We start from the raw sequence: 16,165 nt of genomic DNA on the forward strand, positions 1-16,165 counted from the left end.
CCAGGTCGTCTCATGACGAGGGGGACACCGCAGGTCCTGCCGGTGTCCCCCTCCTCGTACGGGCTGCTAGTCGCGGGCCGCGGTCAGGTGCTCCGCGTGTTCCTGGAGCGAGCGGACGCCCACGTCGCCGCGGTTGAGCGCGTCGATGCCCTGGACGGCCGCGGCGAGCGCCTGGACCGTGGTGAGGCAGGGGACGCTGCGCGCCACCGCGGCCGTACGGATCTCGTAGCCGTCGAGGCGGCCGCCGGTGCCGTACGGGGTGTTGACGATCAGGTCGACCTGGCCGTCGTGGATGAGCTGGACGATCGTCTTCTCGCCGTTCGGGCCCTCGCCCTCGCTCAGCTTGCGCACGATCGTGGCGTTGATGCCGTTGCGCTTGAGGACCTCGGCGGTGCCGGAGGTGGCGAGCAGCTCGAAGCCGTGGGCGACGAGCTCGCGCGCCGGGAAGATCATCGAGCGCTTGTCGCGGTTGGCGACCGAGATGAACGCGCGGCCCTTGGTGGGCAGCGGGCCGTAGGCGCCGGCCTGGGACTTGGCGTACGCCGTGCCGAAGACCGCGTCGATGCCCATGACCTCGCCGGTGGAGCGCATCTCCGGGCCGAGGACGGTGTCGACGCCGCGCCCGTGCACGTCGCGGAAGCGCGACCACGGCATCACGGCCTCCTTGACGGAGATCGGCGCGTCGAGCGGCAGGGTGCCGCCGTCGCCGGTCTTCGGCAGCAGGCCCTCGGCTCGCAGCTCGGCGACGGTGGCGCCCAGCGAGATGCGGGCGGCGGCCTTCGCGAGCGGGACGGCGGTCGCCTTCGAGGTGAAGGGGACGGTCCGGGAGGCGCGCGGGTTGGCCTCCAGGACGTAGAGGATGTCGCCGGCCATCGCGAACTGGATGTTGATCAGGCCGCGCACGCCGACGCCCTTGGCGATGGCCTCGGTGGAGGCGCGCAGGCGCTTGATGTCGAAGCCGCCGAGGGTGATCGGGGGCAGGGCGCAGGCCGAGTCGCCGGAGTGGATGCCGGCTTCCTCGATGTGCTCCATGACGCCGCCGAGGTAGAGCTCCTCGCCGTCGTAGAGGGCGTCGACGTCGATCTCGATGGCGTCGTCGAGGAAGCGGTCGACCAGGACCGGCCGGGTGGGGCTGATCTCGGTGGACTCGGCGATGTACGACTCCAGGCGGGCCTCGTCGTACACGATCTCCATGCCGCGGCCGCCGAGCACGTACGAGGGGCGTACGAGGACGGGGTAGCCGATCTCGTCGGCGATGGCCTTGGCACCGGCGAAGGTGGTCGCGGTGCCGTGCTTCGGCGCGGGGAGGCCGGCCTCGGCGAGGACCCGGCCGAAGGCGCCGCGGTCCTCGGCGGCGTGGATGGCCTCCGGCGGGGTGCCGACGACCGGCACGCCGTTGTCCTTGAGCGCCTGCGCCAGGCCCAGCGGGGTCTGGCCGCCGAGCTGGACGACGACACCGGCGACGGGTCCTGCGAGGGTCTCGGCGTGGACGATCTCCAGCACGTCCTCGAGCGTCAGCGGCTCGAAGTACAGGCGGTCGGAGGTGTCGTAGTCCGTCGAGACGGTCTCCGGGTTGCAGTTGACCATCACGGTCTCGTAGCCGGCGTCGCTGAGCGCGAAGGAGGCGTGGACGCAGGAGTAGTCGAACTCGATGCCCTGGCCGATGCGGTTCGGGCCGGAGCCCAGGATGATCACCGCGGGCTTGGTGCGCGGAGCGACCTCGCTCTCCTCGTCGTACGAGGAGTAGAAGTACGGGGTCTTGGCGGCGAACTCGGCGGCGCAGGTGTCGACCGTCTTGTAGACCGGGCGGACACCGAGGGCGTGCCGGACCTCGCGGACGACGTCCTCGCGCAGGCCGCGGATCTCGGCGATCTGGGCGTCGGAGAAGCCGTGACGCTTGGCCTCGGCGAGGATCTCCGGGTGGAGCTTCTCGGCGGCGGCCAGCTCGTCGGCGATCTCCTTGATCAGGAAGAGCTGGTCGACGAACCAGGGGTCGATCTTCGTGGCGTCGAAGACCTCCTCCGGGGTGGCTCCGGCGCGGATGGCCTGCATGACGGTGTTGATGCGGCCGTCGGTCGGGCGGACCGACTCGCGGAGGAGTTCGGCCTTGTCGCCGGGCTCGCCGACGAAGGTGAACTGCGAGCCCTTCTTCTCCAGGGAGCGCAGCGCCTTCTGGAGGGCCTCGGTGAAGTTGCGGCCGATCGCCATGGCCTCGCCGACCGACTTCATGGTCGTGGTCAGCGTGGAGTCCGCGGAGGGGAACTTCTCGAAGGCGAAGCGCGGGGCCTTGACGACGACGTAGTCGAGCGTGGGCTCGAAGGACGCCGGGGTCTTCTCCGTGATGTCGTTCGGGATCTCGTCCAGCGTGTAGCCGACGGCGAGGCGGGCCGCGATCTTGGCGATCGGGAAGCCGGTCGCCTTCGAGGCGAGCGCCGAGGAGCGGGAGACGCGCGGGTTCATCTCGATGACGATGATCCGGCCGTCGACCGGGTCGATCGCGAACTGGATGTTGCAGCCGCCGGTGTCGACGCCGACCTCGCGGATGATCGCGATGCCGATGTCGCGGAGCCGCTGGTACTCGCGGTCGGTGAGCGTCATCGCCGGGGCGACGGTGATCGAGTCACCGGTGTGGACGCCCATCGGGTCGAAGTTCTCGATGGAGCAGACGACCACGACGTTGTCGTTCTTGTCGCGCATCAGCTCCAGCTCGTACTCCTTCCAGCCGAGGATGGACTCCTCCAGGAGCACCTCGGTGGTCGGGGAGAGCGTCAGGCCCTGGCCGGCGATGCGGCGGAGCTCGTCCTCGTCGTGGGCGAAGCCGGAGCCGGCGCCGCCCATGGTGAAGGAGGGGCGGACGACGACGGGGTAGCCGCCGAGGGTGTCGACGCCCTTGATGACGTCGTCCATGGTGTGGCAGATGACCGAGCGGGCGGACTCGCCGTAGCCGATCTTGGCCTTGACGGCCTCGACGACGCCCTTGAAGAGGTCGCGGTCCTCGCCCTTGTTGATGGCCTCGACGTTGGCGCCGATGAGCTCGACGCCGTACTTCTCCAGGACACCCTGCTCGTGCATGGAGATCGCGGTGTTGAGCGCGGTCTGGCCGCCGAGGGTGGGCAGGAGGGCGTCGGGGCGCTCCTTGGCGATGATCTTCTCGACGAACTCGGGGGTGATCGGCTCGACGTACGTGGCGTCGGCGATCTCCGGGTCGGTCATGATCGTGGCCGGGTTGGAGTTGACCAGGATCACCCGCAGGCCCTCGGCCTTGAGGATGCGGCAGGCCTGGGTGCCGGAGTAGTCGAACTCGGCGGCCTGTCCGATCACGATCGGGCCGGAGCCGATGACCAGGACGGACTGGATATCGGTGCGCTTAGGCACGCTCGGCCTCCATGAGGGATACGAAGCGGTCGAAGAGGTACGCGGCGTCGTGCGGGCCCGCGGCCGCCTCGGGGTGGTACTGGACGGAGAAGGCCGGCTGGTCGAGCAGCTGGAGGCCTTCGACGACCTGGTCGTTCAGACAGACGTGGGAGACCTCGGCGCGCCCGTAGGGCGTGTCGGAGACCTTGTCGAGGGGCGCGTCGACGGCGAAGCCGTGGTTGTGCGCGGTGACCTCGACCTTGCCGGTCGTACGGTCCTGGACCGGCTGGTTGATGCCCCGGTGGCCGTACTTCAGCTTGTAGGTGCCGAAGCCGAGCGCGCGGCCGAGGATCTGGTTGCCGAAGCAGATGCCGAAGAGCGGCGTCCTGCGCTCCAGGACGGCCCGCATGACGGCGACGGGACCGTCGGCGGTGGCCGGGTCGCCGGGGCCGTTGGAGAAGAACACACCGTCGGGGTTGACGGCGTAGATGTCCTCGGCGGTGGCGGTGGCGGGCAGCACGTGGACCTCGATGCCGCGCTCGGCCATCCGGTGCGGGGTCATGCCCTTGATGCCGAGGTCGACGGCGGCGACGGTGAACTTCTTCGTACCGATCGCGGGGACGACGTACGTCTCCTTGGTGGCGACCTCGGCGGCGAGGTTCGCGCCCTTCATCTCGGGCTGCTGGCGCACCTCGGCGAGCATGGTGCCCTCGTCGGGCAGCGCGCTGCCCGAGAAGATGCCGACGCGCATGGCGCCACTCTCGCGCAGGTGGCGGGTGAGGGCGCGGGTGTCGATGCCGGAGATGCCGACGACGCCCTGGTTGCGCAGCTCCTCGTCCAGGGAGCGCTTGGCGCGCCAGTTGGAGGAGACGCGGGCGGGGTCGCGGACGACGTAGCCGGAGACCCAGATCTTCGCGGACTCGGGGTCCTCGTCGTTGACGCCGGTGTTGCCGACGTGCGGGGCGGTCATCACGACGACCTGCCGGTGGTACGACGGGTCGGTGAGGGTCTCCTGGTAGCCGGTCATGCCGGTGGAGAACACGGCCTCGCCGAAGGTCTCCCCCACGGCCCCGTAGGCGCGACCGCGGAAGATGCGGCCGTCCTCCAGGACGAGTACGGCGGGAACCTTGCTGGTTCCCCGGGTGGAGGTCGTCATCGTGCGATGCCTTCCGTCGTGTTGATCATGGAGTTGATGGCCTCGACCCAGGCGGTGTGCTCGGCCGCCCGGTCGGACCGGAAGCCGGAGTCGAGCAGCTTGTCGCCGTGCGTCCAGGTGACGATCAGCAGACCGCCCTCGGCGAGGACCTTGCCGGCGATTCCCTTGTCGAGGCGGGCCTCGCGCAGGGCCTCGGCCGGGACGAAGAAGTCGTTCGCCCCGGGGCGAACGACCGCGATCCCGGCGTCGGTGAGCGTGAGCTCGACGCGGCTGCGGGTGCCGAGACCGTGGGCGACGATCCGGTCGAGCCACTGCCCGGCGGTGGTGGACCCGTGGTATCGCCCGCTGAGAGTCAGTTTCGCCGCACCGGCCGTCTCGGGCGCGGTGGGGAGCTCGGGGAGGTCCGACTGGAGGCTGCCGCGCCACTTCCAGCCCTGGCGCATCAGCCAGTACACGAAGGCGATGAAGAGCAGCAGTCCGGCGACCCAGCCGAGCCGTCCGGCCCAGTCGGTCACCTCCGCCGACTTCTGATCGGCAGCCTCTGCGGCGATTGCGATGAGTGGTGTCACGCCAGCTTCCCGTCCACGACCGTTGCCCGGCCCCGCAGGAAGGTGTGGGTGACGCGTCCCGGCAGCTCACGGCCCTCGTAGGGGGTGTTACGGCTGCGGGAGGCGAAGTCCGCGGGGTCCACGACACCACGGTAAGCCGGATCGACCAGCGTCAGGTTCGCGGGCTCACCAGCCGAGACGGGTCGTCCGTGGCCCTTCGCCCGTCCGATGCGGGCGGGCGCGAAGGACATCCGGTCGGCGACGCCGGCCCAGTCGAGGAGGCCGGTCTCGACCATCGTCTGCTGGACGACGGAGAGCGCCGTCTCCAGGCCGACCATGCCCATGGCGGCCGCGGCCCACTCGCAGTCCTTGTCCTCGTGCGGGTGCGGGGCGTGGTCGGTGGCGACGATGTCGATCGTGCCGTCGGCCAGCGCCTCGCGGAGCGCGAGGACGTCCTTCTCGGTGCGCAGCGGCGGGTTGACCTTGTAGACCGGGTTGTACGACCGGACCAGCTCGTCCGTGAGGAGGAGGTGGTGCGGGGTGACCTCGGCGGTGACGTCGATGCCGCGGGACTTGGCCCAGCGGACGATCTCGACGGAGCCGGCGGTGGAGAGGTGGCAGATGTGGACGCGGGAACCGACGTGCTCGGCGAGGAGGACGTCGCGGGCGATGATCGACTCCTCGGCGACGGCCGGCCAGCCGCCGAGACCGAGCTCGGCCGAGACGATGCCCTCGTTCATCTGGGCGCCCTCGGTGAGGCGGGGCTCCTGGGCGTGCTGGGCGACGACGCCGTCGAAGGCCTTCACGTACTCCAGGGCGCGGCGCATCATCACGGCGTCGTCGACGCACTTGCCGTCGTCGGAGAAGACGGTGACGCCGGCGGCGGAGTCGTGCATGGCGCCGAGCTCGGCGAGCTTCTTGCCCTCCAGGCCGACCGTGACGGCGCCGATGGGCTGCACGTCGCAGTAGCCGGACTCCTTGCCGAGCCGGTAGACCTGCTCGACGACACCGGCGGTGTCGGCGACCGGGTGGGTGTTGGCCATGGCGAAGACGGCCGTGAAGCCGCCGGAGGCGGCGGCGCGGGTGCCGGTGAGGACGGTCTCGGAGTCCTCGCGGCCGGGCTCACGCAGGTGCGTGTGGAGGTCGACGAGGCCGGGCAGCAGGATCTGGCCGTCGGCCTCGATCACGGTGGCGCCCTCGGCGGACAGGCCCGTGCCCACCTCGGCGATGGTCTCGCCGTCGACGAGGACGTCCTGGATCTCGCCGCCCAGCACCTGTGCACCGCGGATAAGGATCTTGCTCATGGTTACTTGCTCTCCTCGGTACGGGTGTGGGTGACGGCGGAGTCGTTGCCGCCCAGAAGCAGGTAGAGGACCGCCATCCGGACGGAGACGCCGTTGGCGACCTGCTCGACGACCGTGCAGCGGTCGGAGTCGGCGACCTCGGCGGTGATCTCCATCCCGCGGACCATGGGGCCGGGGTGCATGACGATCGCGTGCTCGGGCATCTTCGCCATCCGCTCGCCGTCGAGCCCGTACCGGCGCGAGTACTCGCGCTCGGTGGGGAAGAAGGCGGCGTTCATCCGCTCGCGCTGCACACGCAGCATCATGACCGCGTCGGACTTCGGCAGCACGCGGTCGAGGTCGTACGAGATCTCGCAGGGCCAGGTCTCGACGCCGACGGGGACCAGGGTGGGCGGGGCCACCAGGGTGACCTCGGCGCCGAGGGTGTGCAGCAGGTCGACGTTGGAGCGGGCGACCCGGCTGTGCAGGACGTCGCCGACGAGCGTGATCCGCTTGCCTTCGAGGTCCCGGCCGAGCCCGGCGTCCCGGCCGACGAGGCGGCGGCGCATGGTGAAGGCGTCCAGGAGGGCCTGGGTGGGGTGCTGGTGGGTGCCGTCGCCGGCGTTGATGACGGGGGCGTCGATCCAGCCGGAGGTGGCGAGGCGGTACGGGGCTCCGGAGGCCCCGTGCCGGATGACGACCGCGTCGACGCCCATGGCTTCCAGGGTCTGCGCGGTGTCCTTGAGGGACTCGCCCTTGGAGACGCTGGAGCCCTTGGCCGCGAAGTTGATCACGTCGGCGGAGAGGCGCTTCTCGGCGGCCTCGAAGGAGATCCGGGTCCGGGTGGAGTCCTCGAAGAACAGGTTGCAGATGGTCCGGCCGCGCAGCGTCGGCAGCTTCCTGATGGGCCGGTCGGCCACCCGGGCCATCTCCTCGGCGGTGTCGAGGATCAGGACGGCGTCGTCGCGGGTGAGGTCGGCGGCCGAGATGAGGTGACGCATCATCGGTGAGTCTCTCCGTCGTGGGGAGGTGTGAGGGCATGCGGGGGCGCAGGGGTGTGCCCCGGCCCCGCGGGGGAAGCCGGTCCGGCTAGGCGGTGGGCCTGGCACCGAGCAGGACGGTGTCGCGACCGTCCTCCTCGGCGAGCTGGACCTTGACCGTCTCCCGCAGCGACGTGGGGAGGTTCTTGCCGACGTAGTCGGCGCGGATCGGAAGCTCGCGGTGGCCGCGGTCGACGAGGACGGCGAGCTGGACCGCACGGGGGCGGCCGATGTCGCCGAGGGCGTCGAGGGCGGCGCGGATGGTGCGGCCGGAGAAGAGCACGTCGTCGACGAGGACGACCAGGCGGCCGTCGACGCCGTCACCGGGGATCTCGGTGCGGCCGATGGCACGCGCCGGCTTCATCCGCAGGTCGTCCCGGTACATGGTGATGTCCAGGGATCCGACGGGGATCTTGGTGCCGGTGATCGATTCGAGCTTCTCGGCGAGCCGGCGGGCGAGGAATACACCGCGGGTGGGAATGCCGAGGAGAACCACGTCGTCCGCGCCCTTGGCGCGCTCGACGATCTCGTGTGCGATGCGGGTCAGGACCCGCGCGATGTCCGGGGCCTCGAGAACGGGCCGGGCGTCGTCGCTGTACTGCTGCTGGGTGTCCATGAAGAAACGGACCTCCTTCTCCGCCTCACGGGACGGCTCTTAAAGGACGTCGGATTTGCGACGTCAACGATACCAGGGGCGGCCGGGAGACTCCCTCGCACCCCCGGCGCCACTCCGGGCGCCGTCCCCCGGGAGGAGGCGGTACGGACCATTCGGCTTGACGGGAAAGAGTAACGCTGCGTAACCTCACAGTGAGTTACCAGCCGCGCGGCGCAGCCGCATGTCGTCACAGCGTCCGGGAGCGTTATGTCCAGCGAATACGCAAAGCAGCTCGGGGCCAAACTCCGTGCCATCCGCACCCAGCAGGGTCTCTCGCTCCACGGGGTGGAGGAGAAGTCCCAGGGCCGCTGGAAGGCCGTCGTGGTCGGTTCGTACGAGCGTGGCGACCGCGCGGTGACCGTGCAGCGCCTTGCCGAGCTGGCCGACTTCTACGGGGTGCCGGTGCAGGAGCTCCTGCCGGGCACCACTCCGGGCGGGGCCGCCGAGCCGCCGCCGAAGCTGGTCCTGGACCTGGAGCGGCTGGCGCACGTGCCGCAGGAGAAGGCCGGCCCGCTCCAGCGCTACGCGGCGACGATCCAGTCGCAGCGCGGCGACTACAACGGCAAGGTGCTGTCGATCCGTCAGGACGACCTGCGCACCCTCGCCGTCATCTACGACCAGTCCCCCTCGGTCCTCACCGAGCAGCTGATCAGCTGGGGCGTCCTCGACGCGGACGCGCGCCGCGCCGTCGCCCACGAGGAGAACTGACCCCTTCCGGGGAACCAGCAGAAACGTACCGCCGGGCCCATGGACGTCATCCGACGTCCATGGGCCCGGCGCTTTTCTGTCGTCACGAACGCCCGGGGGCCCGGCTCTTCGCTGCCGTCACCAGCTCGCGGGGGCCCGGCTCGTAGCTGCCGTCACGAGCGGGCGGGAGTCCGGCTCCTTGCCACCGTCACAAGCGTGCGCGGGCCCGGCCCCTTTTGCTTTCGCGAGCAGTCGGTCCGGGGCAATCCGGTGGGATACGCCGAAGGGGCCCGCAGCACTCGTGCTGCGGGCCCCTTCGACTGCCGGTGACGTTCTGGGACTCAGACGTCCGTGTCCCGGCGCAGACGCGGCTTCAAGTCCTTGAAGCGCGCGAGCAGACCGTTGACGAAGGTCGGGGACTCGTCCGTGGAGAACTCCTTGGCGAGCTGCACCGCCTCGTCGATCGCGACCGCGTCCGGCGTGCCGTCCTCCCAGATCAGCTCGTACGCACCGAGGCGCACGATGTTCCGGTCGGCGACGGGCATCCGGTCGAGGTCCCAGTCCACCGCGTAGGTCGCGATGAGCTCGTCGATCCGGGCCACGTGGGACGCGTAGCCCTCGACCAGCTGCATGGTGAAGTCGTTCACCGGCGGCTGGCGGTCGTCCGACCGCGCGTGCCGGACCTGGTCCGCGAGAACCTCCTGGACGGAGGCACCACGCTGGTCCGCCTCGAAGAGGATCTGGAAGGCGCGCTTGCGGGCCTTGCTCCGAGCGGCCACGGTTACTTGTTCACCCGGCCGAGGTAGTCGCTGGTGCGGGTGTCGACCTTGATCTTCTCACCGGTGGTGATGAAGAGCGGGACCTGGATCTCGTGGCCGGTCTCCAGCGTGGCGGGCTTGGTGCCGCCGGTGGAGCGGTCGCCCTGGACGCCCGGGTCGGTGTGCTTGATCGTCAGCTCGACGGCGGCCGGGAGCTCGACGTAGAGCACCTCGCCCTCGTGCTGGGCGACGGAGGCGGTGAAGCCCTCGATGAGGAAGTTGGCGGCGTCGCCGACGGACTTGCGGTCGACCATCAGCTGGTCGTAGGTCTGCTCGTCCATGAAGACGAAGTAGTCGCCGTCCATGTAGGAGAACTGCATGTCGCGGCGGTCGATGGTGGCCGTCTCGACCTTCACGCCGGCGTTGAAGGTCTTGTCGACGACCTTGCCGGACAGCACGTTCTTAAGCTTGGTGCGCACGAAGGCCGGGCCCTTGCCGGGCTTGACGTGCTGGAACTCGACGACGGACCAGAGCTGGCCCCCGTCGAGCTTGAGCACCATGCCGTTCTTGAGGTCGTTCGTGGAAGCCACGGTTGCGGAATCTCCTGGACTGACGCGGGACCGCGGAGACGTACGCGCCTTACAGCGCGAGCAGCTCCTTGGTCGTGATGGTGAGTAGCTCGGGTCCGCCGTCCGCCTCCTGGCGCACGACGAGCGTGTCATCGATCCGGACCCCGCCCCGGCCCGGGAGGTGGACCCCCGGTTCGACGGTGACCGGCACACAAGCGTCCAGTTTACCCATGGCCGAGGGTGAGAGCTGCGGGTCCTCGTCGATTTCGAGCCCCACCCCGTGCCCGGTGAGGGGTACGGCGGCCTCTCCGTGCCCCGCCGCGTCCAGGATCTGGCGGGCCGCCCGGTCCACGTCCCGGTACTCGGCGCCCGGCGCGAGGGACTCCCGCCCGGCCCGCTGAGCGGCGAAGACGAGCTCGTACAGCTCGATCTGCCAGTCGGCAGGAGTGGTGCCGATGACGAAGGTGCGGCCGATCTCGCACCGGTAGCCGCGGTAGTCGGCGCCCAGGCAGACGGAGAGGAAATCCCCCTCCTCGACCCGGCGGTCGGTGGGCCGGTGCCCACGGCGGCCGGAGTGCGGGCCGGTCGCCACCGAGGTGGGAAAGGCGGCCCCGTCGGCACCGTGGTCGACGAGCCGCCGCTCCAGCTCCAGGGCGAGGTGGCGCTCGGTCCGCCCCACCAGGATCGACTCCAGGAGTTCGCCGAGCGCCTGGTCGGCGATCTCGGCGGCGATCCGCAGACACGCGATCTCGCCCTCGTCCTTGACGATCCTCAGCTGCTCCACGGCGCAGGAGAGGTCGGCGAGACGCAGTCCGGGCGCGACGGAGCCCATGGCCCGGTGCCGGGCCACGGTCAGGTCGTGCTCCTCGACCGCCAGCGCGTCGGCGCCCGCCCGGCGGGCGAGGTCGACGGCGGCGACGGCCGGATCACCGCCGCCCGCGGGCAGGACCTGCCGGCGGAGGAGTTCGTCGAGCCGTCCGTCGGCCGGTTCGCCGGTGGGCGCGACCGGGCAGAGCAGGACGTCCGCCTCGGGCTCGGGCCCGACGAGGAGGACGGCGCCCGGGGGCGAACCGCCCGCGAGATAGCGGACGTTGGCGGGGCGGGAGACCAGGGCCGCCGGGCTGCCCGCGGCCGCGCACCGATCGCGCAGCCGTACACGGCGGTCCGCATACACCTCTGACATGCTCCGAGCCTACGAGGAGCGCGGCGCGGTGGCCTGTTCAGGACGGCCGACCGGGCAGGGCCCCCGGAGGGTCACCAGGTGGGCGGGCTGGCGATCGCGCGGGCCAGGACGTCGTCGAGGACCCGGGCGGTGGTCTCGACGTCGTACGTGGAGTTGTCGATGATCGGCAGGCCGGAGCCGTACCAGCCGGCCATCCGGCCGTGGATGGCGGCGACCTCCTCGTCCGAGAGGCGCCGGTTGCCGCTGCGCTCGGCGTTGCGCTCCAGGACGATCTCCAGTCCGGGCAGGAGCACCACCGGCAGCAGCCCGGGGCCGACATGGCGCTTCCAGCCGCCGAGGCCGACGACGGGCCGGTCGGGGAAGACCGCGTCGTCGACGATGCAGGAGATGCCGTTGGCGAGGAAGTTGCGCGCGGCGAAGCCGCAGGTGCGGCGGGCGAGCCGGTACTGCGCCTCGGAGTGCTCGTTCCACCCGGACTGCGGGTCGGCGAAGCCGGAGCAGACCCACTCGCGGACGTCGTCGAGGCTGATGTGCGCGGTGGGCACGCGGCGGCGCTGCGCCCAGTGCCGGGCGACGGTGGTCTTGCCGGCGCCCGCGGGGCCGATCAGCAGTACGGCGAGGGTCGCCCCTCCGGTCCCGAGTCCGTGCTCCACGGCGGGCGCGAGCGGCGCGCTCACGGGCGGCAGGGGGACGTGACCGGTGAGGTCGACGCGCGGGGGCTGACCACCCTGGTGCTGCGGCCCGCCGGAATGCTGCGGTACGGCTCCGGAGCCGTACCGGCCGGGCGTCCCGGGCCCGGCGGGGGGCGCGGGGTGCGGAGGCGGTGCCGTGTGCGGGGGCGGCGCGGCGTGCGGGGGCCGGGGGGCTCCGCTCTGGACGGTCGGGTGCACGCCGAGACGCGATCCGCCGGGCGGACCCGGGTAGGGGGCGCCGGGCGGAGGCGGCGGTATGGGCGGACGCCCGCCCGGGGCGCCACCACCGGCGGCGGAAACGGGCACGGGTCCGGGGCCGGGGACAGCTCCGGAAACCGGCACGGAGCCAGGAACAGGTCCGGCTCCGGGTCCGGGCACGGGTCCGGGGCCGGACCCGTGCCCAGGAACAGTCCCGGGAGCGGAAAGGGGCACGTGTCCCGGGCCGGTGCCGGGGCCGGGCGCCTGTCCCGGGCCGGGCGCCTGGCCCGGTCGCTCGGGCGGTGGCAGCGGACCCCCCACTGCGTGCTGCATCCGGTCCCACTCCGTCTCGTACGCCTGATGTATCCGGTGCGCCGGAACGTTACCGCCCCCGGCCCCCACAAGGGGAACGGCCGGGGCCTCCCCCTGGTGCCCTGTCAGCCCGTCAGTTCCTCGGCGAGCGCCCGCAGGGCCAGCCGGTAGGACCCGATCCCGAACCCGGCGACCGTCCCGGTCGCCACGGCCGCGACGACCGAGGTGTGCCGGAACTCCTCCCGGGCGTACGGGTTCGAGATGTGGACCTCGATCAGCGGCGCCGTCCGCTGCGCGGCCGCGTCCCGCATCCCGTACGAGTAGTGCGTGAACGCACCGGGGTTGATCACCACCGGGGTCGAGCGGTCCGCGGCCTCATGGAGCCAGCGGATCATCTCGCCCTCGTCGTTCGTCTCCCGCACCTCGACGTCGAAGCCGAGCTCCGCGCCGAGGGTCTTGCAGGACTCGACGAGCCCCTTGTAGGAGGTGGCGCCGTAGATGTCGGGCTCGCGCGAGCCGAGCCGGCCCAGATTGGGGCCGTTGAGCACCAGAACCGGACGGGGCTCGCTCACGCGGACACCTCGCCGTACGCGGCGATCAGGACCGCCGGGTCGGGGCCTTCCAGGACGGTCGGCTTGCCGATCCCGTCGAGGACGATGAAGCGGAGGAGGTCGCCGCGGGACTTCTTGTCCACGCGCATGGTCTCCAGGAGCTTGGGCCACTGGTCGCCGCGGTAGGTGAGCGGCAGTCCGACGGACTCCAGGATCGCGCGGTGCCGGTCGGCGGTGGCGTCGTCGAGGCGCCCGGCGAGGCGGCCGAGCTCGGCGGCGAAGACCATGCCGACGGAGACGGCGGCGCCGTGGCGCCACTTGTACCGCTCGTTCTTCTCGATGGCGTGGGCGAGGGTGTGGCCGTAGTTGAGGATCTCGCGGCGGCCGGACTCCTTGAGGTCGCCGGAGACGACCTCGGCCTTGACCTTGATCGAGCGGACGAGCAGCTCGGCGGTGTGGGGACCGGCGGGGGTACGGGCCGCCTGCGGGTCCTCCTCGATGAGGTCGAGGATCACCGGGTCGACGATGAAGCCGGCCTTGATGATCTCGGCGAGGCCGCTGACGTAGTCGTGCACCGGCAGCGAGTCGAGGGCGGCCATGTCACAGAGGACGCCGGCGGGCGGGTGGAAGGCGCCGACGAGGTTCTTGCCCTCGGCTGTGTTGATGCCCGTCTTGCCGCCGACGGCCGCGTCGACCATGGCGAGCACGGTGGTCGGTACGGCGATCCAGCGGACGCCCCGCAGCCAGGTCGCGGCGACGAAGCCGGCCAGGTCGGTGGTGGCGCCGCCGCCGACGCCCACGATGACGTCGCTGCGGGTGAAGCCGGTCTGGCCGAGCGCCTTCCAGCAGTAGGCGGCGACCTCGACGGTCTTCGCCTCCTCGGCGTTCGGCACCTGGATGGCGACCGCCTCGTAGCCCTGATCGGCAAGGTCGGCGCGGAGCGCCTCGCCGGTGTCGGCGAGCGCCTCCGGGTGGATCACGGCGACCCGCCTGGCCTGGGTGCCGATCAGGGCCGGGAGCTCATCGAGCAGCTGTCGGCCGACCAGCACCTCGTACGGATCCGTGCCGGCGCTGCCCGCGACGTGGATACGGGTGACTTCCTGGTCCGTCGTCATGCGTCCTTCTTCAGATCCAGTGCCGCGAGGACCGCGTCCGCGACCTCTTCGGGGGTGCGGTCGTCGGTGGTGACGACGGCCCGCGCGACTTCGGTGTACAGGTGGCGGCGCGCGTCCATCAGTTCGCGCCACTGACGGCGCGGGTTGACGGCGAGCAGCGGCCGCGCGGTGTTGAGGCCGACGCGCCGGACCGCCTCGTCGACGTCCATCGAGAGGTACGCGACGGGCAGCCCGGCGAGGAGGGCGCGGGTGCCGTCGTCGAGGATCGCGCCACCGCCGAGGGCGAGGACGCCCTCGTGCTCGGCGACGGCCGCGGCGACCGCGTCCCGCTCCAGGGCGCGGAAGTGCTCCTCGCCGTCCTCGACGAAGATGTCGGAGATCTCGCGTCCTTCGGCGGCGACGATGTCGGCGTCGGTGTCCCGGTAGGGCGCGCCGAGCCGTTCGGCCAGGAGCACGCCCACCGTGGACTTGCCGGAGCCCATGGGCCCGACGAGGACGACCAGGGGACCGGCGGTCACCGGATGGTCAGGTTCTCGAGGTACGAACGCACGTTGCGGCGGGTCTCCGGGACGCTGTCGCCGCCGAACTTCTCGACGACGGCGTCCGCGAGGACGAGCGCGACCATGGCCTCGGCGACGATGCCGGCGGCGGGGACGGCGCACACGTCGGAGCGCTGGTGGTGGGCCTGGGTGGCCTCGCCGGTGGCGACGTCGACGGTGGCGAGGGCGCGCGGCACGGTCGCGATGGGCTTCATCGCGGCGCGGACCCGCAGCAGCTCGCCGGTGGTCAGACCGCCCTCGGTGCCGCCGGAGCGGCCGGAGGTGCGCTTGAGGCCGTCCTCGGTCTTCACGATCTCGTCGTGGGCCTTGGAGCCGGGCACACGGGCCAGCTCGAAGCCGTCGCCGACCTCGACGCCCTTGATCGCCTGGATGCCCATGAGGGCGGCGGCCAGCCGGGCGTCGAGACGCCGGTCCCAGTGGACGTGCGAGCCGAGGCCGACGGGCACCCCGTAGGCGAGGACCTCGACGACACCGCCGAGGGTGTCGCCGTCCTTGTGGGCCTGGTCGATCTCGGCGACCATCGCCTTCGACGCGTCTGCGTCGAGGCAGCGGACCGGGTCGGCGTCGAGCTTCTCGACGTCGGCGGGGGTCGGGTAGACGCCGTACGGCGCCTTGGCGGCAGCCAGCTCGACGACGTGCGAGACGATCTCGATGCCCGCGGTCTCCTTGATGAAGGAGCGGGCGATCGCGCCGAGGGCGACTCGGGCGGCGGTCTCCCGGGCGCTGGCGCGCTCCAGGATCGGCCGGGCCTCGTCGAAGCCGTACTTCTGCATGCCGGCGAGGTCGGCGTGTCCGGGACGCGGCCGGGTCAGGGGGGCGTTGCGGCCCGTCTCCTTGAGCTCGGCGGGGTCGACCGGATCGGCCGCCATGACCTTCTCCCACTTGGGCCACTCGGTGTTGCCGACCATGACGGCGATCGGGGAACCGAGGGAGAGCCCGTGCCGGACTCCGCCCAGGAAGGTGATCTCGTCCTGCTCGAACTTCATCCGGGCGCCACGCCCATAGCCGAGGCGTCGCCGCGCGAGGTGGTCCGCCACCAGCTCAGTGGTGACCGGGACGCCGGCGGGAAGGCCCTCCAACGTCGCGACCAGCGCGGGTCCGTGGGATTCCCCAGCGGTCAGCCAACGCAACCTGCTCAACGATGCTCCTCATGCTCGCGCCTGGGTACTGCGACGGCGCGACCGGGTGCGCGGCCCTGGCCCGCCATCCCCGATCCTCCCACGTCCGCGGGACGAACCCGTCCTCCGGTCCAGCTATCGGACGTCGGCCTCGTTCGCCTGGACGGCCTCGTCCTCCCCGGAGGGCGCGCCGAAGCGTTCGCGCAGCCGGCCGAGGGCGAGGTGGACGAGGACGGCGCCCCCCAGCGCGAGCAGCGGATACCTCACCCAATCGGGCATGTCGTGGAAGAACGCCGCGAAGATCATCCGCGCGATGTCCCAGGACGTGCCCCATCGGGACGCCAGTATCGATTCCCCACCCGTGTCCACGGCCGCTCCCCCGTGAT

Annotated in this window: 16 protein-coding genes; 1 reads left to right on the plus strand and 15 read right to left on the minus strand. The window is 71.5% G+C overall.

The window, feature by feature from the left end; genetic code table 11:
* Positions 1-66 precede the first annotated feature (66 nt).
* The 6 genes from carB to pyrR form a co-directional block, all read right to left on the minus strand.
* Positions 67-3,375 (minus strand): carbamoyl-phosphate synthase large subunit, encoded by a 3,309-nt coding sequence (gene carB, locus OG462_RS10125; RefSeq protein ID WP_406056558.1) that lies wholly within the window; start codon positions 3,373-3,375, stop codon positions 67-69.
* On the minus strand, positions 3,368-4,510 hold the full coding sequence (gene carA, locus OG462_RS10130; protein ID WP_406056560.1) for a glutamine-hydrolyzing carbamoyl-phosphate synthase small subunit: 1,143 nt from the start codon (positions 4,508-4,510) through the stop codon (positions 3,368-3,370). Before carA ends, carB begins: the two co-directional genes overlap by 8 nt.
* A complete protein-coding gene (locus tag OG462_RS10135) occupies positions 4,507-5,079 on the minus strand; it encodes a hypothetical protein (protein WP_406056562.1) in 573 nt (190 codons plus the stop codon). Before OG462_RS10135 ends, carA begins: the two co-directional genes overlap by 4 nt.
* Complete coding sequence (locus OG462_RS10140) at positions 5,076-6,362, minus strand: dihydroorotase (RefSeq protein ID WP_406056564.1); 1,287 nt, start codon at positions 6,360-6,362, stop codon at positions 5,076-5,078. Before OG462_RS10140 ends, OG462_RS10135 begins: the two co-directional genes overlap by 4 nt.
* Before the next feature lie 2 nt (positions 6,363-6,364).
* Positions 6,365-7,345, minus strand: a complete 981-nt coding sequence (locus tag OG462_RS10145) for an aspartate carbamoyltransferase catalytic subunit (RefSeq protein WP_406056566.1) — start codon at positions 7,343-7,345, stop codon at positions 6,365-6,367.
* Positions 7,346-7,430: 85 nt separating this feature from the next.
* Positions 7,431-7,997: a bifunctional pyr operon transcriptional regulator/uracil phosphoribosyltransferase PyrR gene (pyrR, locus tag OG462_RS10150; protein ID WP_406056568.1), complete on the minus strand. Its 567-nt coding sequence runs from the start codon at positions 7,995-7,997 to the stop codon at positions 7,431-7,433.
* A 246-nt stretch (positions 7,998-8,243) separates the two neighbouring features.
* Between pyrR and bldD the strand changes: the two genes are divergently transcribed.
* On the plus strand, positions 8,244-8,744 hold the full coding sequence (gene bldD / locus OG462_RS10155; RefSeq protein WP_015032294.1) for a transcriptional regulator BldD: 501 nt from the start codon (positions 8,244-8,246) through the stop codon (positions 8,742-8,744).
* A gap of 320 nt (positions 8,745-9,064) precedes the next feature.
* Here the strand turns inward: bldD and nusB are convergent, their stop codons facing one another.
* From nusB to OG462_RS10200, 9 genes are all read right to left on the minus strand, one after another.
* The gene (gene nusB / locus OG462_RS10160; protein ID WP_266963945.1) at positions 9,065-9,502 is read right to left on the minus strand and encodes a transcription antitermination factor NusB; all 438 of its coding nucleotides are present in this window, start codon (positions 9,500-9,502) and stop codon (positions 9,065-9,067) included.
* Positions 9,503-9,504: 2 nt separating this feature from the next.
* The gene (gene efp / locus OG462_RS10165) at positions 9,505-10,071 is read right to left on the minus strand and encodes an elongation factor P (RefSeq protein WP_030316297.1); all 567 of its coding nucleotides are present in this window, start codon (positions 10,069-10,071) and stop codon (positions 9,505-9,507) included.
* Positions 10,072-10,120: 49 nt separating this feature from the next.
* Positions 10,121-11,233 (minus strand): aminopeptidase P family protein, encoded by a 1,113-nt coding sequence (locus OG462_RS10170; protein ID WP_406056570.1) that lies wholly within the window; start codon positions 11,231-11,233, stop codon positions 10,121-10,123.
* 71 nt (positions 11,234-11,304) lie between these two features.
* Entirely contained in the window at positions 11,305-12,123 is an 819-nt protein-coding gene (locus OG462_RS10175) for an AAA family ATPase (RefSeq protein ID WP_406056572.1), read from the minus strand.
* Positions 12,124-12,560: 437 nt separating this feature from the next.
* The gene (gene aroQ, locus OG462_RS10180) at positions 12,561-13,007 is read right to left on the minus strand and encodes a type II 3-dehydroquinate dehydratase (RefSeq protein ID WP_328945649.1); all 447 of its coding nucleotides are present in this window, start codon (positions 13,005-13,007) and stop codon (positions 12,561-12,563) included.
* Positions 13,004-14,101 (minus strand): 3-dehydroquinate synthase, encoded by a 1,098-nt coding sequence (gene aroB, locus OG462_RS10185; RefSeq protein WP_406056574.1) that lies wholly within the window; start codon positions 14,099-14,101, stop codon positions 13,004-13,006. The genes aroQ and aroB overlap by 4 nt, the downstream gene beginning before the upstream one ends.
* Complete coding sequence (locus OG462_RS10190) at positions 14,098-14,619, minus strand: shikimate kinase (RefSeq protein WP_406056576.1); 522 nt, start codon at positions 14,617-14,619, stop codon at positions 14,098-14,100. Before OG462_RS10190 ends, aroB begins: the two co-directional genes overlap by 4 nt.
* Complete coding sequence (gene aroC, locus OG462_RS10195; protein WP_406056578.1) at positions 14,616-15,800, minus strand: chorismate synthase; 1,185 nt, start codon at positions 15,798-15,800, stop codon at positions 14,616-14,618. Before aroC ends, OG462_RS10190 begins: the two co-directional genes overlap by 4 nt.
* A 114-nt stretch (positions 15,801-15,914) precedes the next feature.
* On the minus strand, positions 15,915-16,148 hold the full coding sequence (locus OG462_RS10200) for a hypothetical protein (protein ID WP_406056580.1): 234 nt from the start codon (positions 16,146-16,148) through the stop codon (positions 15,915-15,917).
* Positions 16,149-16,165 lie beyond the last annotated feature (17 nt).

The sequence above is a fragment of the Streptomyces sp. NBC_01077 genome (assembly GCF_045162855.1).
Lineage (GTDB): Bacteria > Actinomycetota > Actinomycetes > Streptomycetales > Streptomycetaceae > Streptomyces.

Coding starts and splice junctions, on each gene's coding strand:
- bldD (WP_015032294.1), top strand. CDS start 8,244: ATGTCCAGCGAATACGCAAAGCAGCTCGGGGCCAAACTCCGTGCCATC.
- OG462_RS10140 (WP_406056564.1), bottom strand. CDS start 6,362: ATGAGCAAGATCCTTATCCGCGGTGCACAGGTGCTGGGCGGCGAGATC.
- carA (WP_406056560.1), bottom strand. CDS start 4,510: ATGACGACCTCCACCCGGGGAACCAGCAAGGTTCCCGCCGTACTCGTC.
- OG462_RS10145 (WP_406056566.1), bottom strand. CDS start 7,345: ATGATGCGTCACCTCATCTCGGCCGCCGACCTCACCCGCGACGACGCC.
- OG462_RS10170 (WP_406056570.1), bottom strand. CDS start 11,233: ATGTCAGAGGTGTATGCGGACCGCCGTGTACGGCTGCGCGATCGGTGC.
- pyrR (WP_406056568.1), bottom strand. CDS start 7,997: ATGGACACCCAGCAGCAGTACAGCGACGACGCCCGGCCCGTTCTCGAG.
- aroB (WP_406056574.1), bottom strand. CDS start 14,101: ATGACGACGGACCAGGAAGTCACCCGTATCCACGTCGCGGGCAGCGCC.